Source organism: Burkholderia perseverans, from assembly GCF_022870505.1.
GTDB classification, from domain to species: domain Bacteria; phylum Pseudomonadota; class Gammaproteobacteria; order Burkholderiales; family Burkholderiaceae; genus Burkholderia; species Burkholderia plantarii.
The window spans coordinates 994,859-1,021,058 of sequence record NZ_CP045094.1 but is presented as its reverse complement, the minus strand read 5'-3'; the positions used below and the strand labels follow the sequence as shown (position 1 = coordinate 1,021,058).

At 70.3% G+C, this 26,200-nt stretch carries 19 protein-coding genes; 12 read left to right on the top strand and 7 right to left on the bottom strand.

The features are described 5' to 3' along the window. Positions 1-44 precede the first annotated feature (44 nt). Positions 45-2,342 carry an Orn/Lys/Arg family decarboxylase gene (locus BpN12_RS19130; RefSeq protein ID WP_246797058.1) on the top strand — a complete coding sequence of 766 codons (2,298 nt, stop codon included), beginning with the start codon at positions 45-47 and terminating at the stop codon, positions 2,340-2,342. Between the two features lie 71 nt (positions 2,343-2,413). Here the strand turns inward: BpN12_RS19130 and BpN12_RS19125 are convergent, their stop codons facing one another. After that, positions 2,414-3,190, bottom strand: coding sequence for an MBL fold metallo-hydrolase (locus BpN12_RS19125; protein ID WP_246797057.1), 777 nt, complete (start codon positions 3,188-3,190; stop codon positions 2,414-2,416). A 76-nt stretch (positions 3,191-3,266) separates the two neighbouring features. Here BpN12_RS19125 and BpN12_RS19120 point away from each other — a divergent pair, with 76 nt between their 5' ends. After that, complete coding sequence (locus tag BpN12_RS19120) at positions 3,267-4,151, top strand: LysR family transcriptional regulator (RefSeq protein ID WP_246797056.1); 885 nt, start codon at positions 3,267-3,269, stop codon at positions 4,149-4,151. Positions 4,152-4,371: 220 nt separating this feature from the next. On the opposite strand, the gene BpN12_RS19115 is transcribed toward BpN12_RS19120, so the two are convergent. After that, positions 4,372-4,638 (bottom strand): hypothetical protein, encoded by a 267-nt coding sequence (locus tag BpN12_RS19115; protein WP_246797055.1) that lies wholly within the window; start codon positions 4,636-4,638, stop codon positions 4,372-4,374. A 224-nt stretch (positions 4,639-4,862) separates the two neighbouring features. Continuing rightward, a complete protein-coding gene (locus BpN12_RS19110) occupies positions 4,863-5,945 on the bottom strand; it encodes a substrate-binding domain-containing protein (RefSeq protein ID WP_246797054.1) in 1,083 nt (360 codons plus the stop codon). Positions 5,946-6,072: 127 nt separating this feature from the next. Here BpN12_RS19110 and BpN12_RS19105 point away from each other — a divergent pair, with 127 nt between their 5' ends. Genes BpN12_RS19105 through BpN12_RS19090 form a run of 4 tightly spaced genes read left to right on the top strand, consistent with a single transcriptional unit; the run spans position 6,073 to position 11,370 of the window. Next, a complete protein-coding gene (locus tag BpN12_RS19105; RefSeq protein WP_246797053.1) occupies positions 6,073-6,561 on the top strand; it encodes an NAD(P)H-dependent oxidoreductase subunit E in 489 nt (162 codons plus the stop codon). Then, on the top strand, positions 6,558-8,132 hold the full coding sequence (locus BpN12_RS19100; RefSeq protein WP_246797052.1) for a formate dehydrogenase beta subunit: 1,575 nt from the start codon (positions 6,558-6,560) through the stop codon (positions 8,130-8,132). The genes BpN12_RS19105 and BpN12_RS19100 overlap by 4 nt, the downstream gene beginning before the upstream one ends. A gap of 12 nt (positions 8,133-8,144) precedes the next feature. Next, complete coding sequence (fdhF, locus tag BpN12_RS19095; RefSeq protein WP_246797051.1) at positions 8,145-11,099, top strand: formate dehydrogenase subunit alpha; 2,955 nt, start codon at positions 8,145-8,147, stop codon at positions 11,097-11,099. Between the two features lie 13 nt (positions 11,100-11,112). Further along, positions 11,113-11,370: a formate dehydrogenase subunit delta gene (locus BpN12_RS19090; RefSeq protein WP_198249913.1), complete on the top strand. Its 258-nt coding sequence runs from the start codon at positions 11,113-11,115 to the stop codon at positions 11,368-11,370. A 222-nt stretch (positions 11,371-11,592) separates the two neighbouring features. Here the strand turns inward: BpN12_RS19090 and BpN12_RS19085 are convergent, their stop codons facing one another. Then, on the bottom strand, positions 11,593-13,308 hold the full coding sequence (locus BpN12_RS19085) for an FAD-dependent monooxygenase (protein WP_246797050.1): 1,716 nt from the start codon (positions 13,306-13,308) through the stop codon (positions 11,593-11,595). A gap of 141 nt (positions 13,309-13,449) precedes the next feature. Between BpN12_RS19085 and BpN12_RS19080 the strand changes: the two genes are divergently transcribed. Beyond that, positions 13,450-15,300, top strand: coding sequence for a tetratricopeptide repeat protein (locus BpN12_RS19080; RefSeq protein ID WP_246797049.1), 1,851 nt, complete (start codon positions 13,450-13,452; stop codon positions 15,298-15,300). Between the two features lie 358 nt (positions 15,301-15,658). Here BpN12_RS19080 and tcuC read toward each other — a convergent pair whose 3' ends face one another. The 3 genes from tcuC to BpN12_RS19065 form a co-directional block, all read right to left on the bottom strand. Further along, positions 15,659-16,957, bottom strand: coding sequence for an MFS transporter (gene tcuC, locus BpN12_RS19075; protein WP_246797048.1), 1,299 nt, complete (start codon positions 16,955-16,957; stop codon positions 15,659-15,661). A gap of 282 nt (positions 16,958-17,239) precedes the next feature. After that, complete coding sequence (locus tag BpN12_RS19070) at positions 17,240-18,070, bottom strand: DUF2968 domain-containing protein (RefSeq protein ID WP_342346216.1); 831 nt, start codon at positions 18,068-18,070, stop codon at positions 17,240-17,242. 127 nt (positions 18,071-18,197) lie between these two features. Then, complete coding sequence (locus tag BpN12_RS19065) at positions 18,198-19,505, bottom strand: gamma-glutamyl-gamma-aminobutyrate hydrolase family protein (protein WP_246797047.1); 1,308 nt, start codon at positions 19,503-19,505, stop codon at positions 18,198-18,200. Positions 19,506-19,792: 287 nt separating this feature from the next. Here BpN12_RS19065 and BpN12_RS19060 point away from each other — a divergent pair, with 287 nt between their 5' ends. The 5 genes from BpN12_RS19060 to BpN12_RS19040 all read left to right on the top strand — a co-directional run bounded on the left by BpN12_RS19060 (position 19,793) and on the right by BpN12_RS19040 (position 26,170). Then, positions 19,793-21,169, top strand: a complete 1,377-nt coding sequence (locus BpN12_RS19060; protein WP_246797046.1) for an amidase — start codon at positions 19,793-19,795, stop codon at positions 21,167-21,169. 168 nt (positions 21,170-21,337) lie between these two features. Then, the gene (locus tag BpN12_RS19055; RefSeq protein WP_246797045.1) at positions 21,338-21,847 is read left to right on the top strand and encodes a disulfide bond formation protein B; all 510 of its coding nucleotides are present in this window, start codon (positions 21,338-21,340) and stop codon (positions 21,845-21,847) included. Positions 21,848-22,628: 781 nt separating this feature from the next. After that, positions 22,629-23,651: a xanthine dehydrogenase accessory protein XdhC gene (xdhC, locus tag BpN12_RS19050; protein WP_246797044.1), complete on the top strand. Its 1,023-nt coding sequence runs from the start codon at positions 22,629-22,631 to the stop codon at positions 23,649-23,651. Positions 23,652-23,669: 18 nt separating this feature from the next. Further along, complete coding sequence (locus BpN12_RS19045) at positions 23,670-24,695, top strand: adenosine deaminase (RefSeq protein WP_246797043.1); 1,026 nt, start codon at positions 23,670-23,672, stop codon at positions 24,693-24,695. A gap of 98 nt (positions 24,696-24,793) precedes the next feature. Then, on the top strand, positions 24,794-26,170 hold the full coding sequence (locus BpN12_RS19040; RefSeq protein WP_246797042.1) for an NCS2 family permease: 1,377 nt from the start codon (positions 24,794-24,796) through the stop codon (positions 26,168-26,170). The last annotated feature ends 30 nt before the right edge of the window (positions 26,171-26,200 follow it).

The window sequence follows — 26,200 nt, the reverse complement described above, 5'->3', positions numbered from 1 at the left end:
AATCATTTCGGCAAGGCCGTGGCGAATTCCTTCGGAGAAATCTCATGAACCATCGTGACAACACGCACTTCCCCATCCTCGTCATCGGCTTCGACAAGGAATCGATGAGCAAGCCCGGCGCCGAGGAGGTCCGCAAGATCGGCCAACTGCTGAAAGACAGCTACGGCTACTCGATCCTGCACGAAACGACGCTGAAGCCGGGCCTGCTGACGAAGGAAGCGGAGAGCACGCTCGGCTGCATCGTGATCGATGCCGACCTCTGCGGCGGCGAGCAGGACGGCCTGCACTACATCTCGATGATCGAGGAAATCCGGCGCCACAACACCGGTGTGCCGATCATCCTCGCGGCGGAGCGCGCCGTGATGACCGACCTGCCGATCGGCATCCTCGGCGAGGTGCGCGAATACGTCCACCTGGGCCAGGACACCTCGACCTTCATCGCCGGCCGCGTCGATTTCGCCGTGAAGCAATACGTGGATTCGCTGCTGCCGCCGTACTTCAAGGCGCTCAAGTCCTATGCCGAGGATCGCCCCTACTACTGGGACTGCCCCGGCCACCAGGGCGGCGTAGCCTATCTCAAGCATCCGGTCGGCCGCGAGTTCCTGCGCTTCTTCGGCGAGAACATCATGCGCGCCGACATCGGCATCGCGACGCCCGACCTCGGCAACTGGCTCGAACATCGCGGCGTGCCCGGCGAATCGGAACGCGAGGCGGCCCGCACCTTCGGCGCCGACGCCACCTACTACGTGGTCGGCGGCTCCTCGCAGTCGAACCAGATCGTCGGCCACGCGATGCTGCGGCCCGGCGAGATGGTGCTGGTGGACCGCAACTGCCACAAGTCGGTGAACCACGAGCTCACCATCACGGGCGCGCGGCCGATCTATTTCAAGCCAGCCCGCAACGGCTACGGGCTGATCGGGCTGATCCCGCCCGAACAGTTCGAGGCCGCGGCGATCCGCGACGAGATCGCGACGAGCCCGATGCATGAGGGCGCGCGCGGCAAGGCGCCGGTCTACGCAGTGGTGACCAACTCCACCTACGACGGCCTGATCTACGACGTCGACCGCATCACGCGCCAGCTGGCCGGATCGGTGCCGCGCATCAAGTTCGACGAGGCCTGGTATGCCTATGCGAAATTCCATCCGCTCTATGCGGGCCGCTATGCGATGGGCGTGCCGGAAGACCTGCCCGAGCGGCCGACGCTGATCGCGGTGCAGTCCACGCACAAGATGCTGGCGGCGTTCTCGTCGGCCTCGATGATCCACATCCGCAACAGCGAACGCGCGCCGATCGATCACGACGTGTTCAACCAGTCGTTCATGATGCACGGCACGACTTCGCCGTTCTACCCGATCATCGCGTCGATCGACGTCGCCACCTCGATGATGAAGGGCGAGTCGGGCAAGGCGCTGCTGCGCGACGCGATCAACGACGCCGTCGACTTCCGCAAGACGATGCTGACGATGGCGGCCAAGCTCGGGAAGTCGGGCAGCCACGGCTGGTGGTTCGGCGTCTGGCAGCCCGACGAGGTTCAGGTGGACGGCAAGCGCGTGCCGTTCCTCGACGTGCCCAACGCCACGCTCGAGCGCGACCCGACCTGCTGGTGGCTGCGCGCCAACGAGGCGTGGCACGGCTTCGGCGATATCGAGGACGGCTACGCGATGCTCGATCCGATCAAGGTGACGATCACCTGCCCCGGCATCGACGCGCTCGGCCGCGAGACGGACTTCGGCATTCCCGCGCCGGTCGTCTCGCGCTTCCTCGGCACGCGCCGCACGATCCCGGCCCGCAACGGCGACTACAACCTGCTGATCCTCTACGCGCTCGGCTCGACGCAGGGCAAGTGGGGCACGCTGATCGAATCGCTGCTCGAGTTCAAGCGCCTGCACGACACCGACGCGAGCCTCGCCACGGCGCTGCCCGAGCTTGCCGCGCTGTCGCCGCGCTACCGCGACATGACGCTGCGCGAACTCTGCGCGGCGATCCACCGGACCAAGCGCGAACTGAAGATGACGCCGCTGCTGGACGCGGCCTGCACCGCCAAGGCCTCGCCCGTGATGTCGCCGGGCGAGGCGTACCAGCGGCTCATCAGCGACGGCACCGAGAAGGTGCGCGTGCGCGACATGGTGGGACGGACCGTCGGCGTGATGGTCACGCCCTACCCGCCGGGCATTCCGGTCATCATGCCCGGCGAACGCGTCGCGCCGGACGCGCACGCCATCGTCGACTACCTGCTCGCGATGGAACGGTTCAGCCGCCTGTTCCCCGGCTTCGAGTCGGAGCTGCAGGGCGTCAAGGTCGACGACGAAGGCAACTACTGGGTGCGCTGCCTGAAGCAGTAACACGGTAGCGGGCGCGGCAGACGGGCCGTGGCGGACAGGCTGGCGCCGCTGCGCCCCGTGCCTTCACGCGCTCACCACTCGATCCGCAACGGCCGGCCGCGTTCGAGCGCGGTCAGCCTGCCGCCGGCCCCCAGCTTCGTGAAACTGTCCTCGAGCTGCGCATGCGTTTCCTTCAAATGGACCCAGCCCTCGTTGTGGACCGCGACCAGCGTGGCGTCGGGAAACGCGCTCGCCGCCTCGAGCGCGTCCTCGCTGCCCATCGTCATGTGAAAGCGCCCGCGCGGCTCCGCGGCGCCGGTATAGAGCACCACCACGCGCGGCGCGAACCGCGCGGCCACCTCGGCCGTGCCGTGATACCAGACGGTGTCGCCCGTCACGTAGAGCAGGTCGCCCGGCTGCTCGATGCCGAGCGCGAAGCCGACCACGTCGCCCGAATACGGCTCGATGCCGACCGGGCCGTGGCGCGCCGGCGTGGCGGTCACCAGCAGGCGCCGGCCGCCGCGCGTGTCGAGCGTGCGGGTCTCGAACGGCGCGAGGCCGCGCGCATTGCCGCCGAGGCGCCCCGCCCCGGCCTGCGTCGTCAGCACCACCGGCACGCCGGGCAGCATCGCGCGGCCCGCGTGGTCGAGATTGTCGAAATGATGGTCGTGGCTCAGCAGCACCGCATCGAGCGCGCCGATCGCCTCGACCGACAGGGCCGGCCCCGAGGTCTTCTCGAACCGCACGGGCGTTTCCTGATAGAGCCCGGGCGGGTCGAAGGTCGGATCGGTCAGCAGCCGCACGCCGTCGAATTCGATCAGCACGGTCGGGCCGCCGATCAGCGTCAGGGAGAGGTTCGAGGTGGTCATCGCAAATTCCGGTTGGCTATCGAGGACCCCATGCTAGGCTGCATCTCAATGTTCGAAAATTCCCCAATTTCATACAATGGCTGATCAAATTCGCACACCGCTAGACTGGGAGGACGTCCGCGTGTTCGTTGCGCTGGCGCGACATGGCAGCCTGTCGGCGGCGGCCCGCGCGCTGTCGGTCTCGCACGCCACGATCTCGCGGCGGATCCAGTCGCTCGAACACACGCTCGGCGAGCGGCTGGTCGAGCGCCGTCCCGACGGCTATGTGCTGACGCCGGCCGGAACCCGCGCACTGGCGGGCGCGAGCGAGATGGAAACGGCGGCCGAACGGCTGAGCCGCGGCGGTCGTGACGACAGCCCGCGCGGGCTGGTCCGGCTCAACGCGCCGCCGAGCCTCGTGCAGCACTTCCTGATCGCGCGGCTCGCGACGCTCGCCGCGCGGCATCCGTCGCTCGACATCGACGTGGCGTCGGACTTCCGCACGATCAGCCTCGATCGCCGCGAGGCCGACATCGCGCTGCGCTTCGGGCGCCCCGACGACGGCGACGTGATCGCGAAATCGGTGGCGACGCCGGGCTACGGGTTCTACGCGACGCCGCAATGGGCCGGGCGGCTCGCGGCGGGCGACGCGCCCGTGTTCGTCGGCTTCGACGAGGCGAACGCGCATCTGCCCGAAGCGGTCTGGCTCGCGCGGCATTTCCCGCAGGCGCGGGTCGCCATCCGTGGCGGCAGCCAGCTCGCGCAGGCGGCCGCCGCGCGTGCCGGCGCCGGCATCGCCCTGCTGCTGAACTTCATCGGCCGCGGCGACGCGGCGCTCGTGCCCTGCACGCTCGACCACGCGCCACCGCCCCGGGAACTGTGGCTGCTGACGCGGCGGGAGGGCCGCAAGGATCTACCGACGCGAACCGTCGTCGATTTTCTGATCCGCACCTTCGCCGACGAGCACGACCATCTGGCGTGAATCGGCGGCGGGATCGACGTGGAGGGATGAGGCGGCAGGCGTGCCGCGGGACAGGAACCGCGAGCCGGTGGAGCAACCTTCGGCGCGGCAGGCAAAGCGGGGGTAACGAGGGAAAACCACAGGAAACAAGCGCAGCAAGCGGGCGCTCGCCGGAGCAACCCGCCGCTCCGGCATCGACGGACGGGCGGCGAACCCGCGCCCGCCCGCTACCGACCGGCGTTTATTGGTCGTCCGGGCACTGCAGGTTGCAGCCGTTCGGATCGCCCATGTCGCCCTTCTTGCGCGCGTCGGAGCGCTTGCCGTTCTGGTACTTCTTCGACGGTGCCGACGCGGCGAACTGCATCTGCGGATGCTCGTTGAACTTGAACTGGTCGGTCAGGATGCCGCCCGGCACGCCCGGCGAATTCTGCGCGAACGAAACCGAAGCGACGGCGGACAGCACACCCGCCGTCACGGCGACGGCGGCGAGATTGGCAAGGAGTTTCATGAAGTCGGGGCGCCGGGTTGCGGCGCGGTGGCTGGTAATGTTGGCTAAACGAAAAGCGTAGCGCAAATGGTCGCTGCGTGCAGCGATCTCGGCACCCGCGCCACGTTACCGGCAATTTCCGGGGCCAGATGCTCGGGCGTGCCGGTCCGGCATCGCCCGCGTCCTCGTTTCGTCATGGATTGCACCACGGAGCGCGCGACCAAGCGAGGCCGGGCGGCGCCACGTCAGGCCGAACTCCCCCCCGACAGCCCGTCGGCGACCGACAGCAGCGTGCCGCAGGCGCCCGGATCGTAGCCGTCGAGCCGCGCGACGGTATCGCGATACGGCATCTCGCGCAGCAGCGCGAGCGCGCCGGCCAGCGGCGCCTCGCCGAGCCGGTCGCGGTCGCAGGCGAAGTAATAGTCCTCGTCGACCACCGGAATGAACGCCAGCCCGAAATGATGCGCGGCCGGCTCGACGCCGAAGCCGAGATCCGCCATCCCGCTCGCGACGAACGCCGCGATCGCGGAATGCGTCAGTTCGGCCGAGGCGTAACCGTTGATCGCCTCGGGATCGACGCCGATCTCGCGCAGGGCCAGGTCGAGCAGCATCCGCGTGCCGGAACCGGGCTGGCGATTGACGAAACGCACGTCGTCGCGCGCCAGATCGGCAAGCCCCACCACGCCCTTCGGATTGCCGCGCGGAATGAACAGGCCCTGCTTGCGCCGCGTCAGGTGGATCAGCACGTGGCGCGTGTCGTCGAGCCAGGGCCGGTAGATCTGCGCGCAGTTCGCGCGGAACGCGCCGTGCGGCAGATGGAAGCCGGCCAGATCGCACTCGCCGCGCGCGAGCGCCATCACCGCTTCGACGCTCTCGCGATACTTGATGTCCACCTGCGCGTGCCCGTCGACCAGCGACGACACCAGTGCCGCCACCGCGTAGCCGTGCGAGGCATGGATCCGCAGTGCGCCGGGATGCTGGGTCAGGCGCCGGTTCAGCTCGCTGGCGACCTCGGCCGCCAGCGCCCGCAGGTTGCCGCCCAGCCGCTCGCCGACCAGCCGCTGCGCGCCGACCACGGCCGCGCCGAGCTCGGACAGCGAGGTGCCCTTGCCGCGCGCGGTCTCGATCAGCACGCCGCCGACGCAGGCTTCCAGCGAGCGCAGCAGCCCCCAGGCGTGACGATAGGACAAACCCTTGGCCTCGGCGGCCTGGGCGATACTGCCCGTCGTCGCGACCAGTTCCAGCAGCGGCACCACGTCCGACAGGCTGGCCGTGCGCCCTTCGCTGTCGCGCACGATCAGATGTGCGTCGCATTCGACTCGAATCATTTATGCAACCTCGTTTCTTATTGCGACCTGGATTCTAACGGCTTATCGTCTCCAGCACTCGATCAAACAACAGTGTCAGTGCCCGGATATATGAAATTCCGAGCATATGGACCTGGAGGAGCTCAGGATGTCCCCATCCCCCGTTTCAGCGGACGCGCTCGTCTCGCGACATGCGCGCGCCGGTCAATCGCTCGTGGCAATTCTGCACGCGATTCAGGATGAAGCCGGCTACGTGCCCGAGGGCTGCGTGCCGCTGCTCGCGAAAGCGCTGAACCTGTCGCGCGCCGAAGTGCATGGCGTGCTCACCTATTACCACCATTTCCGCACCACGCCGCCCGCGCGCGTGACGATCCAGCTGTGCCGCGCCGAGGCCTGTCGCAGCCTCGGCGGCGAGGCGCTGGTCGAGCACGCGCAGGCGCGCACCGGCTGCCGGATCGACGCCGGGCACGACGGCGACGTCGCGCTCGAATCGGTCTACTGCCTCGGCTTCTGCGCGCAGTCGCCTTCCGCGATGATCAACGGCGAGCCGCACGCGCGCCTGAACCCGGCGCGCTTCGACGCGCTGCTCGCCGCGGCCGTCGCCGACACCGCCGCCGACCTGAAGGAGCCCGCATGAGCCAGCCCGTCGTCCGCATCCATGTGCCGCGCGATTCGGCCGCGCTGGCGGTCGGTGCCGAGGCGCTGGCCCGCGCGATCGCGGCCGAGGCCGCCGCGCGCGGCATTGCCATCGATCTCGTGCGCAACGGCTCGCGCGGCCTGCTGTGGCTGGAACCGCTCGTCGAAATCGCCACGCCCGCCGGCCGCGTCGGTTACGCGAACCTGTCGGCCGCCGACGTCGGCGCGCTGTTCGACGCCGGCTGGCTCGAAGGCGGCGAGCATCCGTCGCGCGTCGGCCTCGTCGACGAACTGCCCTGGCTCAAGCGCCAGCAGCGCCTGACCTTCGCGCGAATCGGCATCACCGATCCGCTGTCGGTCGACGATTATCTCGCGCACGGCGGTCTCGACGGCCTGAAACGCGCACTGACGCTCGACGGCGCCGCAGCCTGCGAGGAGCTGATCGAATCGGGCCTGCGCGGGCGCGGCGGTGCCGCGTTCCCGGCCGGCATCAAGTGGCGCACGGTGCGCCAGGCGCGCGCCGCGCAGAAATACGTGGTCTGCAACGCCGACGAAGGCGATTCGGGTACGTTCTCGGACCGCCTGATCATGGAGAGCGATCCGTACTGCCTGATCGAGGGGATGATCATCGCCGGCGTGGTGACGGGCGCGACGCGCGGCCATATCTACGTGCGCAGTGAATATCCGCACGCGATCGCGGCGCTGAACGAGGCGATCGCGCGGGCGCGCGCGGCCGGCTGGCTCGGCGAGAGCGTGCTCGGCTCGGGCCGCGCGTTCGAGCTCGAGGTCGCGAAGGGCGCCGGCGCCTACGTGTGCGGCGAGGAAACCGCGCTGCTCGAATCGCTCGAAGGCAAGCGCGGCGTGGTGCGCGCCAAGCCGCCGCTGCCGGCGCTCGAAGGCCTGCACGGCCAGCCGACCGTGATCAACAACGTGATCACGCTGGCCACCGCGCCGATCATCTTCGCGCGCGGCGCCGCGTTCTATCGCGACTACGGCATGGGCCGCTCGCGCGGCACGCTGCCGTTCCAGCTGGCCGGCAACATCCGCCAGGGCGGCCTTGTCGAGCTCGCGTTCGGCGTGACGCTGCGCGAGCTGCTGTTCGAGTTCGGCGGCGGCACCGCGAGCGGGCGCCCGGCGCGCGCCGCGCAGGTGGGCGGCCCGCTCGGCACCTACCTGCCCGAGAGCCAGTGGGACATTCCGCTCGACTACGAGGCCTACGCGGCCGTCGGCGCGGTGGTCGGGCACGGCGGCATCGTGCTGCACGACGACACCTCGAACCTGGCCGAGCTCGCCGAATACGCGATGCAGTTCTGCGTCCTCGAATCGTGCGGCAAATGCACGCCGTGCCGGATCGGCTCGACGCGCGGCGTTGAGACCATCGCGAAGATCCGCGGCGGCGACAGGTCCGAGAAGCAGGTCCACCTGCTGCGCGACCTCTGCGACACGATGATGGCCGGCTCGCTCTGCGCGATGGGCGGGATGACGCCGTACCCGGTGCTGTCCGCGCTCGATCATTTTCCGGAAGATTTCGGCCTCGCCGGCGCCCCCGTGGCGTCGAAAGCCGCGGCCTGACAGGAGACCACGATGTCCACCCAAGCATTCGACAGCAGCGCCCCCGCCGGCGGCTGCGGCTCCGGCAACTGCGCCTGCAAGAGCGCCGCGCAGGCGCGCCGCGATCCGTTCGACGATACCGACTACGGCACGCCGTTCCGCCATTCGGATACCGACGTCACGCTCGAGATCGACGGCCAGGCCGTGACGGTGCCGGCCGGCACCTCGGTGATGCGCGCCTCGATCGAGGCCGGCGTCCACGTGCCGAAGCTGTGCGCGACCGACTCGCTCGAACCGTTCGGCTCGTGCCGGCTCTGCCTCGTCGAGATCGAGGGGCGGCGCGGCACGCCGGCCTCCTGCACCACGCCCGTCGAGGCCGGCATGAAGGTGCGCACCCAGAGCGACCGGCTGCAGAAGCTGCGCCGCAACGTGATGGAGCTCTACATCTCCGATCACCCGCTCGACTGCCTGACCTGCCCCGCCAACGGCGACTGCGAGCTGCAGGACATGGCCGGCGTGGTCGGGCTGCGCGAGGTGCGCTACGGCTTCGGCGGCGACAACCACCTGCAGGCGACGAAGGACGAGTCGAACCCGTACTTCAGCTACGACCCGTCGAAGTGCATCGTCTGCAACCGCTGCGTGCGCGCCTGCGAGGAAACCCAGGGCACGTTCGCGCTGACGATCGCCGGGCGCGGCTTCGAATCGCGCGTCGCGGCCGGCGAGAGCGGCACGTTCATGGAATCGGAATGCGTGTCGTGCGGCGCCTGCGTGGCCGCCTGCCCGACCGCGACGCTGCAGGAGAAGAGCGTCACGTTCCTCGGCCAGGCCGAGCACTCGGTCGTGACGACCTGCGCCTACTGCGGCGTGGGCTGCTCGTTCAAGGCCGAGATGAAGGGCTCGCAGGTGGTGCGCATGACGCCGCACAAGAACGGCCTCGCCAACGAGGGCCACGCCTGCGTGAAGGGCCGCTTCGCCTGGGGCTACGCGACCCACAAGGACCGCATCACCAAGCCGATGATCCGCGAGAAGATCACCGACCCGTGGCGCGAGGTGAGCTGGGACGAGGCGATCGGCTACGCCGCGTCGCGCTTCCGCCAGCTGCAGCAGCAATACGGCCGCGACTCGATCGGCGGCATCACCTCGTCGCGCTGCACCAACGAGGAAACCTACCTCGTGCAGAAGCTGGTGCGCGCCGCGTTCGGCAACAACAACGTCGACACCTGCGCGCGCGTGTGCCACTCGCCGACCGGCTACGGCCTCAAGACGACGCTCGGCGAATCGGCCGGCACGCAGACCTTCGCCTCGATCTCGAAGGCCGACGTGATCGTCGTGATCGGCGCGAACCCGACCGACGGCCACCCGGTGTTCGGCTCGCGCCTGAAGCGGCGCGTGCGCGAAGGCGCGAAGCTGGTGGTGATCGACCCGCGCCGCATCGACATCGTCGACGGCGCGCACGTGAAGGCTTCGCATCACCTGCAGCTGCGGCCGGGCACCAACGTCGCGATGATCAACTCGCTCGCGCACGTGATCGTCACCGAGGGCCTGCTCGACGAGGCCTACATCGCCGAGCGCTGCGAGTCGCGCGCATTCGATCAATGGCGCGAGTTCGCCGCACGCGAGGAAAACTCGCCGGAAACCAACGAGGCGATCACCGGCGTGCCGGCCGAGCAGGTGCGCCTGGCCGCGCGGCTCTATGCGACGGGCGGCAACGCGGCGATCTACTACGGGCTCGGCGTGACCGAGCACGCGCAGGGCTCGACCATGGTGATGGGCATCGCGAACCTCGCGATGGCCACCGGCAACGTCGGCCGCGAGGGCGTGGGCGTCAACCCGCTGCGCGGCCAGAACAACGTGCAGGGTTCGTGCGACATGGGCTCGTTCCCGCACGAGCTGCCCGGCTACCGCCACATCGGCGATTCGACGGTGCGCGCCCAGTTCGAGGCGGCCTGGTCGGCGACGCTGCAGCCCGAGCCGGGCCTGCGGATCCCGAACATGTTCGACGCGGCGCTCGACGGCAGCTTCAAGGGCCTCTACTGCCAGGGCGAGGACATCGTGCAGTCGGACCCGAACACGCAGCACGTGGCGGCCGCGCTGTCGTCGATGGAATGCATCGTGGTGCAGGACATCTTCCTCAACGAAACCGCGAAATACGCGCACGTGCTGCTGCCGGGCTCGACCTTCCTCGAGAAGGACGGCACGTTCACCAACGCGGAACGCCGCATCTCGCGCGTGCGCCGCGTAATGCCGCCGCTGGCCGGCTATGCGGACTGGGAAGTGACGCTGCTGCTGGCCCGCGCGCTCGGCTACGAGATGCACTACACGCATCCGTCCGAGATCATGGACGAGATCGCCTCGCTCACGCCGACCTTCTCGGGCGTCTCGTATGCGAAGCTCGACCAGCTCGGCAGCATCCAGTGGCCGTGCAACGACGACGCGCCGGAAGGCACGCCGACCATGCACATCGACCACTTCGTGCGCGGCAAGGGCCGCTTCGTGATCACGCAGTTCGTGGCGTCGCCGGAGAAGGTCAACGCGCGCTATCCGCTGATCCTGACCACCGGGCGGATCCTCTCGCAATACAACGTCGGCGCGCAGACGCGGCGCACCGAGAACGTCCACTGGCACGACGAGGACCGCCTCGAGATCCATCCGCACGACGCCGAGGAGCGCGGCATCGACACCGGCGACTGGGTCGGCATCGAGTCGCGCGCGGGACAGACCGTGCTGCGCGCGCTGGTCTCCGACCGGATGCAGCCGGGCGTGGTCTACACCACGTTCCACTTCCCCGAATCGGGCGCGAACGTGATCACGACCGACAGCTCGGACTGGGCCACCAACTGCCCCGAGTACAAGGTGACGGCGGTACAGGTGCTGCCCGTCACGCAGCCGTCGGAATGGCAGCGCCAGTATTCGCGGTTCAACGCCGAGCAGATCGACCTGCTGCGGCAGCGCGATGCGGCTGCCGTGCCGGTCGGCTCGGGCAAGTGAGGACGAGGACGCGATGAAAGTCGATCACCTGATCACGATGGCGAACCAGATCGGCACGTTCTTCGGATCGATGCCGGACCACGACGAAGCGGTGAACGGCATCGCCGATCACATCCGGCGCTTCTGGGAACCGCGCATGCGCCGCACGCTGCTCGCGGCGCTCGACGGCACGGGCGGCGACGAAGCCGGCCGCGCCTTGCTGCCGGTCGTGCGCGAGGCGCTGCTCACGCATCGCACGGCGCTCGAACCGATGGTGTCGCCGGCGGCTTGAGCTGAATCGCGGGTTGCCCCGCGGCGGGCTCACCCCGGCAACGGCTAGCCCGTTGCCGTCAGGGCGGAATGGCCTATGCCGCGCGCAGCGCGGTGCGCGCCGTTCCGCCCGTTCCATTGCGGCGCTCGCCCCCGCGCCTTGACGTCGGGCGCCATGCCACCGTGGCATGTCGCCCGCCCTCGCTCTCCTGTCGATACCGCCCACACGCCTTCGAAAACACCATCAGGCGTGCCGGTTCGCCGCCGCGAACCACATCTCGCAATGCCGCAGCAGCGCGTTCGCATCGGACGCGGGCCGCCCGCGCGCGGCGATATAGCCATCCGGGCGCAACAGATAGAAGCTCGGCAGCGTATGGCCGTAGACCTCGCCGAGCGGCGCCGCGCCCGGCTCGTCGGCCTCGGTCACGCGCCAGTGGCGAATCGCGCCCGGCATCAGGCGATCGAGCGCGGCCGTCAGTTCGCGGCCGTCCCGGTCGCCTTCGGCCGCCTGCTCGGGCGCCTCGATCATCAGCAACGTGAAGTGCGCCGGGTCATGCAGGTCGAACAGGCGCGCGACGCCGGGCGCCTGCCCGAGCGGCCCGTCATGGACGCGCAGCAGCGCGTCGGGCGCGCGCTCGCCGGCGCGCGGACCGCCGTCGAGCACGCGTTCGAGCGTCAACGGGCTCTTCCGGTATTGCACCGCGAGTTCGCTGACCGAGCGGCGCAGCGCGTCGCGCACCGGCCCGAGCGACGCGAGCACCGGCACCAGATGCTCGCGCAGCAGCTTCAGCGGCCCCCGATCGGCCTCGACGACCTGCGTGATGAAACTGGTCTGGCGCAGCACGTCGCGCTCGATCGGATGGCGCTCGGCGTGATAGCTGTCGAGCAGCCGCTCGGGCGCGCCGGCCTTCAGCACGCGCGCGAGCTTCCAGCCGAGATTGAACGCCTCCTGGATGCCCGTGTTCATTCCCTGCGCGCCGGCCGGACTGTGGACGTGAGCCGCGTCTCCCGCGAACAGCACGCGGCCGAGGCGCAGCTGCTCGACCATGCGGCTGTTCAGGTGGAAATACGAGGACCAGACGAGCTCGTCGATCGTCAGTTCGGCGTCGATGCGGGTGCGAACGATCTCGCGGCAAGTCTCGAGCGACGGCGCCGCGGCCGCCGCCGTACCGGCATCGCCGGCATGCGGGGCGGAGGCGGGGCCCGCGCCCTTGCCTTCCGCGTCGGGTTCGCCGCCGTTACCGTTGGCGCTGTCGCCGCTGCCCGGCGGCCGGTCCGCCACGAGCCGATAGCGGCCGCCGCCTAGCGGCAGCATTCCCGCAAGCCCGTCGTGCGTGGCGAACAGGTGGATCTCGTCGTCGGGCCAGTCCGGCGCGGCGAAGAAATCGGCGAGCAGGAAGGTCTGCTCGAACGCGTGCCCGGCAAAACCGGCGCCGAGCTGATGGCGCACCGTGCTGTGCGCGCCGTCGGCGGCGATCAGGTAAGGCGGCTCGACCGCTTCCTCGTGCCCGTCGCCGTGCCGCAGCGAAACGCGTGTCGCGTCACCCTCCTGGCGGCAGCGCACGAGCGTGACGGCGCGTTCGATCACGACGCCGAGCCCGGCCAGCTGCTCGGTGAGGATCCGCTCGGTCTCAGTCTGGTCGAGCATCAGCAGATACGGATAGCGCGTCTGCAGCGGGTCGAAATCGAGCGCGGCGATGCGCCGGCCGCCCGAATGCAGGTGCGCGAGACGCGCGCGATGACCGAGCGCGAGAAACGGCTCGACGATCCGGTGCTGCTCGAACAGTTCGAGCGTGCGCGCCTGGATGCCGATCGCGCGTGAAAAGCGGCCGGGCCGCGGCGCGGCGTCGATGATGCGCACGGGGACCTGCGCACGCGCGAGCGACAGCGCGGCGGCGAGGCCGGTCGGCCCGGCGCCGACCACCAGCACCGGCGCGAGATCGAGAGGAACGGCAAGCATGGGGCGACCTCCGCGAAACACAACGGTCCCCAGTCTACGCCGGCCGCCGCGCCCGGACCATATGCCGAACGGCCGACCCGGAAATGCCCGGACCGGTGCCGCGGTTATGGGAAAATGCCGCTTTCCCGTCAGTCTTGCGTCATGGAAACCGTTTTCGATCGCGCGTTCGCGGCGCACCGCGCGGGCCGTCTGGCCGATGCCGAGCGCGACTACCGCGCCGCGCTCGCGGCCAATCCCGCCGATGCCGACGCGCTGCATCTGTTCGGCGTGCTGCGCCATCAGCAGGGGCAGAACCACGAGGCGGCCGAGCTGGTCGGCCGCGCCGTCGAACTGCGCCCGAACGACGCCGCGCTGCAGCTCAACCTCGGCAACGCGCTGAAGGCGCTCGGCCGGCTCGACGACGCGATCGTGCGGTTCCGCAACGCGCTCTCGCTCGCGCCCGATTTCCCGCTCGCGCACTACAACCTCGGCAACGCCTACGCGGCGCAGGCGCGCCACGAGGACGCCGCGGCCGCGTTCGAGCGCGCGCTGCGGCTCACGCCCGGCGATGCGTCGATCCACAACAATCTCGGCAACGCGCTGAACGCGCTCGGCCGCCACGACGACGCGCTGGCCGCGTTCCGGCGCGCGCTCGAACTGCGCCCGGGCCATGCGGGCGCGCACAACAATCTGGGCATGGCGCTCTCGGCGCTCGGCCGCGTCGACGAGGCGGTCGGCCATTTCCGCGCCGCGCTCGCCTCCGAGCCGCGCTTCGTGGCGGCCCACTTCAACCTCGGCAACACGCTCGACGCGGTGGGCCGCCATGCCGAAGCCGTTCACGCGTTCGAGCACGCGCTGGCGCTGCATCCGGCGTTCCCGGTCGCGCTGCTCGGGCTCGGCAACGCGCTCGCCGCGCTCGGCCGCCATGCCGAGGCGCGCGCGCGCTACGAACGCGCGATCGGCCTCGACCCGTCGCTCGTGCTCGGCTGGCTGAACCTCGGCACCGCGCATCACGCGCTCGGCGCGCACGAGCTGGCGCTGCGCGCGTTCGACCAGGCGCTGCGGCTGGTGCCCGGCCACACGCTGGCGCGCATGCACCGCGCGGTCACGCTGCTCACGCTCGGCGATTTCGCGCGCGGCCTGCCCGACTACGAGGCGCGGCACGCGCTGCCCGGCGCGCCCGATCCGGGCGGCCTGCCGATATGGCGCGGCGAGCCCATCGATTCACGCACGCTGTTCGTGCGCGCCGAGCAGGGCTTCGGCGACACGCTGCAGTTCGCGCGCTTCGTGCCGCTCGCGCGCGCGCGCTGCGCGCGGCTCGTGCTCGAGGTACAGCCGGAATTGCTCTCGCTGCTGGAGCCGCTCGCGCGAAGCTGGCGCGTGTCGGTGGTCGCGGCCGGCGCATCGGCGCGCGCGCGGCAGGACGCCGATCTCGGCTGCGCGCTGCTGAGCCTGCCCTACGCGCTCGGCATCGGTTTCGCCGACATTCCGTCGCGCACGCCTTATCTCGCGGTGCCGGAAGCCGCGCGGCGGCGCTTTCGTGGTTCGCTCGGCGGCCAGTCGAAGCGCAAGCTCGGCATCGTCTGGTCGGGCCGGCAGCAGGTGCAGGAGAATCGCGCGGTGCCGCTCGCCGCGCTCGCGCCGCTGTTCGCGATCGCCGGCATCGACTGGATCGTGCTGCAGCCGAACCTGTCAGACGCCGATCGCACCGCGCTCGACGCGCATCCGCAACGCGCGCGCATCCACACCGTGGACGGTCTCGACGAGTTCGCGTCCACCGCGGCGCTGATCGACCGGCTCGACGGCGTGGTGTCGATCGACACCGCCGTCGCGCACCTGGCCGGCGCGCTCGGCAAGCCGCTCTGGCTGATGCTCGCGTTCGCCGCCGACTGGCGCTGGTTCACGGGCGACGAGAGTCCCTGGTATCCGCGCGCCGAACTGTTCCGCCAGCCGGCGCCCGGCGCCTGGGACGCGGTGGTGGCGGCCGTGGCCCGGCGCGTCGAGGCTGGCTAGTTTCGCCGGGTTTCCTGCCCATTGCCGCGACGCGCCGCCGGCGCCGATGAAACCGGGCGAAGCGGATTGCCCGGCATCGGTCCGGGCCAAGCGGGCTGATTGCGCCAGGCGGCCTCCGGCAAACACACGGCATGCCGCGTCGCCGCCCCGTCTTCAAAAAGCAAAGGGAGCACCAAGGCGCTCCCTTTCCATCACTTCCCGTCGCGAAACTCACAGCGCCGTCAAACCGCCGTGCGACTCCGGCATGCAGTGCGGCAAGCGCGCGACATGCCACGCCACGCCCGTTCCAAAACAAAAGGGAGCGCCACCGCGCTCCCTTCGCATCCCATCCCGCCACGAATAATCGCGGCGCTCGTCGTCAAACCGCCTTGTACTGGCGGCGCGACTCCGGCGTGCGGTACAGCACCAGCGTCGCGATCAGCCCGCAGATCGCGGCCACGCCGAGCCACAGCCCCGGCGCCGCCTTGTTGTGGGTCTCGTGGATCAGCAGCGTCGAGATCGCCGGCGTGAAGCCGCCGATCGTCGTCGCGAGGCTGTAGGCGAGCGAGAAGCCAGCGGTGCGCACGTCGGCCGGCATCACCTCGGTCAGCGCGACCACCATCGCGCCGTTGTACGAACCGTACAGGAACGACAGCCACAGCTCGACGATCAGCAGCCGCATGAACGACGGCTCGGCCACCAGCCACTGCACGGCCGGATAGGCGGTCAGCAGCGTCAGCACCGTGAACGTGATCAGCACCGGCCGGCGGCCGATGCGGTCCGACACGCTGCCCGACAGCGGCAGCCAGAGCAGGTTCGACAGGCCGACGCAAACCGTCACGACGAGCGCATCGACGGACGACAGGTGCAGTTCCTCCTTGCCGAAGGTCGGCGTGTAGGCCGTGATCATGTAGAACGACACGGTGGTCATGATCACCATGCCCATCCCGGCCAGCACCACGCCCCAGTTCTGCGCCATCGACTGCATGATCTCGCCCATGCTCGGGCGGTGGCGCCTGGCGAGGAACTCGTCGGTTTCCTTCAGCGAGCGGCGGATCAGGAACAGGAACGGCACGATCAGGCAGCCGATCAGGAACGGCACGCGCCAGCCCCAGGCCGTCATCTGCTCGACCGGCAGCAGGCTGTGCAGCAGCACGCCGACCAGCGCCGCGAACACCACCGCCACCTGCTGGCTGCCCGATTGCCACGACGTATAGAAGCCCTTGTTGCCCTTGGTTGCGATCTCCGACAGGTAGACCGACACGCCGCCGAGCTCGACCCCGGCCGAGAAGCCCTGCAACAGCCGCCCGAGCAGCACGAGGATCGGCGCGAGCACGCCGATGGTCGCGTAGCCGGGCACGGTCGCGACCGCCAGCGTACCGAGCGCCATCAGGCCCAGCGTGAGGATCAGCCCCTTGCGGCGGCCGTGGTGGTCGATGTACGCACCGAGCACGATCGCGCCGATCGGGCGCACCAGGAAGCCGGCGCCGAATACCGACAGCGACAGCATCAGCGAGGCGAACGCGTCGCCGTTCGGGAAGTAGGTCTTGGCGATCGCCGAGGCGTAGTAGCCGTAGACCATGAAGTCGTACATTTCCAGGAAATTGCCGCTGACCACGCGGAACACGGTGCGGGCCTTGGATTCCTGTTTGACTGGCGTGTGAGTCGCAGTTGACATGATTGATCTCGATAGAGCATGGCGCGGCGCAGCGCGTGCGCCGTCGCGAGGTGGCCGAAGCTGGCACGGCGGCCGAATGCGGTGGCGGACCGGCATCGCACCGCGCGACGGGCGTCGCCGCGCGGCCGGCCGGTGTCCGCCGACTGTACCGCAGTGTCGCGCAAAACGTCGCCGTGGGGTATGCGGGGAAGTGATGAGCGGCGCGCCAATACTTTCGAATCAATTACACGAATCGCAAATGGCGGCACGCATGAAACCGGATCGTCAGCTTCGGCGACCGGCTCACTGCGTGTCCGGCGCGAGCCCGCTCTCGTTCTGTTGCTGCAGCCGCCGCACGCGCCGCTGCAGCTCGTGCAGCCGCGCCGCCGAGGCGCGCTGCTCGACCGCGAGCGCCTGCGCCTGATCCTGCGCCGCCTGCTGCCGCGCCTCGATCTGCGCCTGCTGCTCGCGCGCGATGCCGAGATCGGCCTGCAGGCGCTTCGCATGATCCTCGGACAGGCCGATCACGCGCTCGAGAAACTGCTTCTGCGCGGCCAGCTCGGTACGCCGCAGCTCGATGTCGGACAGCTGGACGGTCTGGTCCGCGAAGTTCTGGTAGATCATCTCCGCGCGCGGACGCTCCTGCGACTTGACCACGCGCCAGAAATGCTTGTCCTGGAACAGCGCGACGTAATAGGTCATCTCCTGCGGATAGAACAGCAGGCTCGCGCCGTAGCTGCCGTTATAGGTCGTGCGCATCTCCGTCAGCTGGTGATCGCGCAGCATCCGCATCAGTTCGGCCACGTCGCCCTGTGCGTCCCCGGCGGCAAGCGGCGACGACGCGGCGGCGCCTTCGCCGTCACCGGCCGTCAGCGTCGTGACGTCGGGGCGCGTGCCGGCCACGGGCGGCGAGGAATCGGGCAGCGGCGTGGTATCGGCGGCAGCGGACGCATCGGCGGCGGGCCGCGGCGAAGCCGGCGACGCGGTAGCCGCGGCATGCGTCGCACCAGTTGCGGTATCGGCGTCAGCGGCCTCGGCCGCCAGTGCATGCGCGCCGCAGATCGCGAGCGCGGCCAGCGCGGCGCCCGGCAGCGTCTGTCCGATGAAGTGGGCAACCCTGCTGCGCGTACTCAAGCTGAGGCTCCTGAACGAGGAAAGAGGCCGCGCGATTATCGCCTGAATCGCGCGCCGGCCGCCCGCGAACACGGGTCGGCCGGCAACTTGCCGCGGCGGGACGCGGCAGACAACGACGCAGGCGCCGTTACAGCCGCGTCTCGCGCGCGGCGCGCAGGAACGTGTCGAGCAGCGGCGTGCAGTCGAGCAGCTCGGCGCCGCCCGCGCGATGGAACTCCGGGTGCCACTGCACGCCCACCACGAACGGCGCGCGGCGATAGCGGATGCCCTCGATGATGCCGTCCTCGGCCGACACGGCCTCGATGTTCAGGTCGCGGCCGAGATCGCGGATCGCCTGATGGTGGATCGAGTTGACGATCGCCTCGCGGCGGCCCGGAAACATGTTCGCGAGCGTCGAGTTGTCGGGAAAGCGGATCGCGTGGCGGTGCTGGTCGTAATGCTCGCTGACGTGGATGCCGGCCGTCGGCACGTCGGTGGCGATGTCCTGGTAGAGCGAGCCGCCGAACGCGACGTTGATCAACTGGCAGCCGCGGCAGACACCGAGCACCGGCTTGCCGGACTCGACGAACTCGTGCAGCAGCTCGAGCTCGTACATGTCGCGCACGCGGTCGCCCGGCCATTCGGGGCGCGCGTCGGACACCGCGTAGGTCTGCGGCGACACGTCGGCGCCGCCCTGCAGCAGCAGCCCGTCCAGATGCTTCGCGTAGTCGCGCAGCCGGATGTTGCTCGGGTGCAGCATGCCCTGGTGGCCGACGGTCGGGATCATGAACACGAGCACGTCGCGCGACATCACCCAGTGCGCGATCGATTCCTCGAGATATTGCAGCGTCTTGCCGCGCAGGCCGCTGGCGCCGGGCTCTGGGTGGAAGATCCGGGCCGAGACGCCGATCCGCAGCGTGCGCTGCGTGATCCGCTGGCCGGCCCGGTCGAACAGCCGGCGCGCGCGCGCGGCGACGATGCGGCCGAACACCGACCACGGCGTGTCGCTGCGCTTCAGGTAGGCGGGCGGGGCCGGCTGCGCCGAGGCGGGCGGCGGGCGGGCGGTTTCGAAATCGGGCGCGGCGCCGAAGCCGGGCGGCGGCGAACCGGCGCGGGCCTGGCCGGCCGCGGGCTCGCCGCCGGTGGCGGCACCGGCCGGCGCGGCGGCGACACCAGCCGAAGTCACCCCGGCCGCGCCGACCGGCTGACCGGCGGCGCCCGGAGCCGCCGCGACGGGCGTCTCGGCCAAGGTGGCCGCGAGCGGATCGGCGGGGACGAACGCGGGTTCGACGGCGACGTCCTGCGCGGCGGGAACCTGCGCCGCGAACACGGCCGGCGACAGTTTCGGCGGCTCGGGCGCCGGTGTGGAGGCGGCAATCGAATCGGCCATGTCGGTGGCCGTGGGGGATTCCGGATGAACGCCGGAAGACGGAGCGGGAGGCGTGTTTTCGCTCATGACGATGGTCTGGCGCGTCTGTCACGCGAATGTTCGACGAAGATTCATTATCCGTCAGTAAAGGATCAGCGGCAAACCGGCTCACATTCCGCAACATTGTTGCAACGGCTGCCGGAACCGCGTCGAACCCGCGGCCGCCGGCGCGAAGCGGGCCGGCGCGCAGGCTGGACGCCCGCGATCGATCCCCCTACCATCGTCAGTCAGCCCGCGGGCCGGCACACCGCGCAAGCCGCGCGACGCCGGCCGACTCCGGCCACCCTTCGCCCCTCTTTCGTCCCGACGCCGCCATGACCACTTTCGCCCCCTTCCCGCCGCTCGCCACGCTGGCCGCCGATCTCGCGGCCGGCCGCACGACCAGCCGCGCGCTCGTCGACGCCGCGCTCGACCGCATCGCCGCGCCCGACGGCCAGGGCGCGATCGCGTTCACCGGCGTCGACGCCGACACGGCGCGCGCGGCGGCCGACGCGCACGACCGCCTGCGCGCGGCCGGCACGGTGCTGTCGCCGCTGGCCGGCATCCCGGTGTCGGTCAAGGACCTGTTCGACGTCGCCGGCCAAGTCACGCGAGCCGGCTCGCGCGCGCTCGACGACGCGCCGCCGGCGGCGGCCGACGCGCCGGCCGTCGCGCGGCTGCGCCGGGCCGGCGCGGTGCTGGTCGGGCGCACCAACATGAGCGAATTCGCGTTCTCGGGGCTCGGGCTGAACCCGCACTACGGCACGCCGCGCTCGCCGTACCGGCGCGAGGCGGCCGGCGACGCGCGCGTGGCCGGCGGCTCGTCGTCGGGCGCCGCCGCCTCGGTGGCCGACGGCATGGCGGCCGTCGCGCTCGGCACCGACACCGGCGGCTCGCTCCGGATTCCGGCCGCGCTGTGCGGGCTGACCGGCTTCAAGCCGACCGCGAGCCGGGTGCCGAAGGACGGCGGCGTGCCGCTGTCGTCGACGCTCGACTCGTTCGGGCCGATCGGCGTGTCGGTCGCCTGCTGCGCGCTGGTCGACCGGATCCTCGCCGGGCTCGCGCCGCGCGTGCCGGCCGCGCGGCCGCTCGAAGGCGTGCGGCTCGGCGTGCTCAATCATTATGTGACGGACGGCATGGACGCCAAGGTGACGGCCGCGTTCGGCGCCGCGCTCGAGCATCTGGCGGCGGCCGGCGCGATCCTGTCCGACCTGCGCTTCGCCCCGCTCGAGCGGCTCGCCGACATCAACCGCTTCGGTTTCCCGTCGATCGAGGCCTACGCCTGGCACCGGCCGCTGCTCGAACACCGCCGCGACAGCTACGACCCGCGCGTGCTGGTGCGCATCATGAAGGGCCAGCCCGCTTCGGCCGCCGATTATCTCGACCTGCTCGCGGCCCGCGCGGCCATGCTCGACGAGGCCGACCGCACGCTCTGGTCGGGCGTGGACGCGGTGCTCGCGCCGACCGTGCCGGTCGTGCCGCCGCGCATCGCCGAGCTCGAGCACGACGACGCCACGTTCGCGCGCACCAACGCGCTGATCCTGCGCAATCCGAGCGCGTTCAACTTCCTCGACGCCTGCGCGCTGTCGGTACCATGCCATCCGCGTGACGGCGCACCGGTCGGCCTGATGGTCGCGGCCGCGCCCCATCGCGACGACGCGCTGCTCGCGATCGGCCAGTCGATCGAGGCGGTGCTCGCGGCGATCCGCTGATCCGCGGCCCCGGCCGCCGACCTCGCCGTCACGGCGAAAGCCGGCGAGCCACCGGGACGGCGCCACGCGAGCCGCGCGTCGAAAGCGCGCCCGACTCGCCGACGCACGCGAAATCGCCACCGGGTTCGCGCTAAAATCCGACGACTCCATTTTCGGGACCGACCACCGATGAACGACTTCTCGCTGTCGCTGCGCCACGAGCGCCGCCTCCTGACGCTGCTCGGCGTCGTCTGCGTCGGCCTGCTGGCCGGGGCGCTATATCTGCAGTTCGTGAAGGGCGAGGATCCGTGCCCGCTCTGCATCATCCAGCGTTATTTCTTCGCGCTGATCGCGATCTTCTCGTTCCTCGGCACCGGCCTGCGCAGCCGCCGCAGCCTCGCCGTGATCGAACTGCTGATCGTGATCTCGGCGCTCGGCGGTGCCGGCACCGCGGCGCGCCACCTGCAGATCCAGCTGCACCCGGGCTTCAGCTGCGGGTTCGACACGCTGCAGCCGATCGTCGACAGCCTGCCGCCCGCGCAGTGGCTGCCGAGCGTGTTCAAGGTCGGCGGCCTCTGCGAAACCGTCTATCCGCCGATCCTCGGCATCCTGCTGCCGGGCTGGGCGCTGATCGGTTTCGTGCTGATCTTCGTGCTGGTCGGCACGAGCCTGCTGCGCAAGCGCCGCCGCTCGCTCTGAGCCCGGCCGCGGCGCGCTTCGTGCTCGGCCTCGCGCCGTGCCGCGGGCGTTGCGTGCCTTTCTTCGCGGATCCGCTTCGGGCCGCCGTGGCCTCGCGCCCGGCGCCCGCCATCGCGCCGCTTGCCCGACCAGCAAGCCGTTTGCGTAAACACCTAAGCCCGACCCGAGCCCCGACGCGGCGTGCGGTCCCCTGTCCGCCGCCTGCCGGGCTCCGCCCGCCGCGCCGCGCCGGCGCCCGTCCGGCGGCCCTCGCGCCCACCGTCGTCGACGCGCTCGCGCGCGTCGTACTACGATCGACATGATCGCCACCGAATAGCCCGCATCAGCCAGGATAAATATTTCCTGAAATTGACGGTGCTATCTTGAAAAACGGATGGCGATCTACGTGCGCGACGGGCCGGTTGGCCCAGCGTAACGCGCGCCTGATCCGCAATGTCCTGTTGGTTGAACCATGACAACGCAAACCATCCGTATCCGCCCTCGTGGCGCCACGTCCGTCGTGCGCATCGCGCATCGACTTCCCGCGCCGCGCCCGCCCCGGCCGCGCAGCGCCGTTCGCGAGCGAGCGCGGGCCAACGGCCGTGCGGCCCGCTCACGCCATGCGATCCATGCGGCTCACGCCATGCGCGCCGCCGTGCCGGACACCGCGCCTCGTCCGGCCGGCTCGTCGCCCGGCCGGGACCGTCCCGGCATTCATGCGCGGCGGGCACCTCCGGCGCACGCCCTCCACCTGCCGCCCGCCGCCCGCGCGGCCGCGGCGCACTGAGCGCGGAGGCGAACCATGGAACCCTGGCTCACCGATGCCCAGCAACTGATTGCGCACGGCGAAGCGGCCGTGCTCGTGACCGTCGCGCGCGCCGAAGGCTCGGTGCCGCGCGAGGCCGGCACCAAGATGCTCGTCACGCGCGACGCCGCCCGCCATACGATCGGCGGCGGCCATCTGGAATGGAAGGCGATCGAGATCGCGCGGCAGCTGCTGAAGGACGGCTCGCACCTGCCGCACGCGCGCCGGCTCGAACGGATGGCGCTCGGGCCGAGCCTCGGCCAGTGCTGCGGCGGCGCCGTGACGCTCGGCTTCGAGCGGCTCGACATCGCCGATCTCGGCTGGATCACCTCGCTCGCCAAGCGCGTGGCCGCCGGCAACGCCACCGTGCGCAGCGTCTCGTTCGGCCCCGCGGCCGATCCGGTGATGCTGAGCGAGCCCGAGGCCGACGTGACGCGCGCCGACTGCCTGCTGTGGTCCACCGGCGACGTCTCGCTGATGACCGAGACGATCGCGCCGCACACCTTCGCCGTGATGCTGTTCGGCGCGAGCCACGCCGCGGCCGCTCTCGTGCGCGTGCTCGCGACGCTGCCGTGCCGGGTGCGCTGGATCGACGCGCGCGACGCGCCGTTCCCGCCCGCCGAGGCGCTCGCCGGCATCCCCAACCTGACGGTGGACGCGCTCGACGCCCCCGAGCGCGCCATCGCCGACGCCGCGCCGCACAGCTATTTCGTGGTGATGACGCACGACCACGCGTTCGACTTCGTGCTGGCCCAGCACATCCTGCGCCGCGGCGACTACGCCTACTTCGGCATGATCGGCTCGCGCAGCAAGCGCATCCAGTTCGATCAGCGCCTCGCCGCGAGCGGCATCGATCCCGCGCAGACCGCGCGGATGCGCTGCCCGATCGGCGTGGAAGGCATCGTCGACAAGGCCCCCGAGACGATCGCGATCGCGGTGGCCGCGCAACTGCTGCAGGTGGTCGACTCGCACGCCGCCCCGGCCCGGGCGGACGGCGACGCGGCCTCCCCCCATATCTGACCGACCTACGAACAAGCCATGACCCCTGACTTCCGCAACAAGATCGCGCTCGCCCCGAAGGCCGAGCTGCACATCCACATCGAAGGCTCGCTGGAGCCGGAACTGATCTTCAAGCTGGCCGAACGCAACGGCGTGAAGCTCGCCTACGACTCGATCGAGGCGCTGCGCGCGGCCTACGCGTTCACCGACCTGCAGTCGTTCCTCGACATCTACTACGCCGGCGCGAGCGTGCTGCTGCACGAGCAGGACTTCTACGACATGACGACCGCCTACGTCGAGCGCGCGCTGGCCGACAACGTGGTCCACACCGAGATCTTCTTCGATCCGCAGACCCACACCGAGCGCGGCGTGTCGATCGAGACCGTGGTGGCCGGCATCGACCGCGCGCTGGCCGACGCCGAACGGCGCGGCCTGTCGAGCCGCCTGATCCTCTGCTTCCTGCGCCATCTCTCCGAGGACGACGCGCTCGCCACCTACGAAGCCGCGCTGCCGCTGTTCGACCGGTATTCGCACCGGCTGATCGGCGTCGGGCTCGATTCGTCCGAGCGCGGCCACCCGCCCTCGAAGTTCGAGCGCGTGTTCGCGAAGGCCCGCGAGCGCGGCCTGAAGCTGGTCGCGCATGCCGGCGAGGAAGGCCCGCCCGCCTACGTGGTCGAGGCGCTCGACCTGCTCAAGGTGGACCGCGTCGACCACGGCGTGCGCAGCATCGAGGACGCCGCGCTGATCGCGCGGCTCGCCGATTCGCGCATCGCGCTGACGGTCTGCCCGCTGTCGAACCTGAAGCTGCGCGTGTTCGACGACATGACCAAGCACACGCTGAAGCTGCTGCTCGACAGCGGCGTGGCCGTGACGATCAACTCCGACGATCCGGCTTACTTCGGCGGCTACGTCAACGACAACTACTTCGCCACCGTCGCGGCCCTCGGCCTCGACGAACGCGAGGTCTACAGCGTGATCCGCAACGGCTTCGAGGCCTCGTTCGTCGACGCGCCCGCACGCGCCGCGCTGATCGCGCAACTCGATTCGCACTGGCATCCGGCATGACGCCCACGTCCTGCCGAGGAGGCCGGTGCATTCGTTCCGCGCGGCATCGCGCGGACGCACCGTCGTCCCCATAACAGAGACTGAGGAGAGCTTTTCCGATGGACACGTACAACGGCAGCAAGGCCCCGGCCACGAGTTCGTGGCTCGACCGATTCTTCGGCATCCGCGAGTCCGGCTCGCGGCTGCGCACCGAAATCGTCGCGGGCATCACGACGTTCCTGACGGCGATGTACATCATCGTCGTCAATCCCGGCATCCTGTCCCAGGCAGGCGTGCCGTTCGCGTCGGCGCTGACCGCCACCGTGATCGTCAGCTTCCTCGGCAGCTGCGCGATGGGCCTGTACGCGCGCAACCCGGTGCTGGTCGCGCCGGGCATGGGCATGAACGCGCTGTTCACGTTCGTGATGGTCCACGGCGGGAAGATGCCGTGGCAGACCGCGCTCGGCTGCGTGTTCTGGGCCGGCGTGATCTTCGCCGTGCTGGCCGCGTTCAACGCGCGCAAGCTGGTGGTGGACGCGATCCCGCCGAACCTGCGGCACGCCGTGTCGTGCGGCATCGGCCTGTTCATCTGCCTGATCGGGCTCGTCAACGCGAAGTTCGTGGTGGGCGACCCGGTGACGGTCGTGCATGCGGCGTCGCTGAACCCGGTGATCGTGACGTTCCTCGTCGGGCTCGCGATCACCACCGTGCTGGTGGTGCGCCGCGTGACCGGCGCGCTGATGATCGGCATCGTCGCCACCACGCTGCTCGCGGTGCCGATCGGCCGGATCTGGGGCGACGGCAGCGCCTACTGGCCCGCCGCGATCGCCACCCGGACGCTGGTCAACTGGAACGGCCTGGTGGCCGCGCCCGACTTCTCCGGGATCGGCCAGCTCGACCTGCTCGGCGCGCTGAAGGTGGTCTACTGGCCGTTCATCTTCGTGATGCTGTTCACGGCCTTCTTCGACGCGCTGTCCACCTTCATGGCGATCTCGGAGGCGGGCAACCTCGTCGATCGCGACGGCAATCCGCGCAACATCCGCCAGTCGATGATGGTGGATGCGTTCTCGGCGGTGGTGTCGGCGCCGCTCGGCACCAGCCCCGCGAACGCCTACATCGAATCGGCCGCCGGCATCTCGGCGGGCGGGCGCACCGGCCTGGTGGCGGTAGTGGCCGGGCTCTGCTTCCTGCCGTTCCTCGTGCTCTCGCCGCTGCTCTCGCTGGTGCCCGCGATCGCCACCGCGCCCGCGCTGATCCTGGTGGGCGTGTTCATGATGGAGTCGATCACGAAGATCGAATGGCACCGCTTCGACGAGGCGATCCCCGCGTTCATCGCGATGGTGCTGATCCCGCTCACCTATTCGATCACCGACGGCATCGCCTACGGCTTTCTTACCTTCGTGGTGCTGAAGCTGTTCACCGGGCGCCGCCGCGAGATCAAGCCGGCGATGTGGATCGTCGCCGCGCTCTCGGGCGTGCTGCTCGCGCAGCTGTAAGGCCGCCGATGCGCCCCGTTCCCCTGCCGC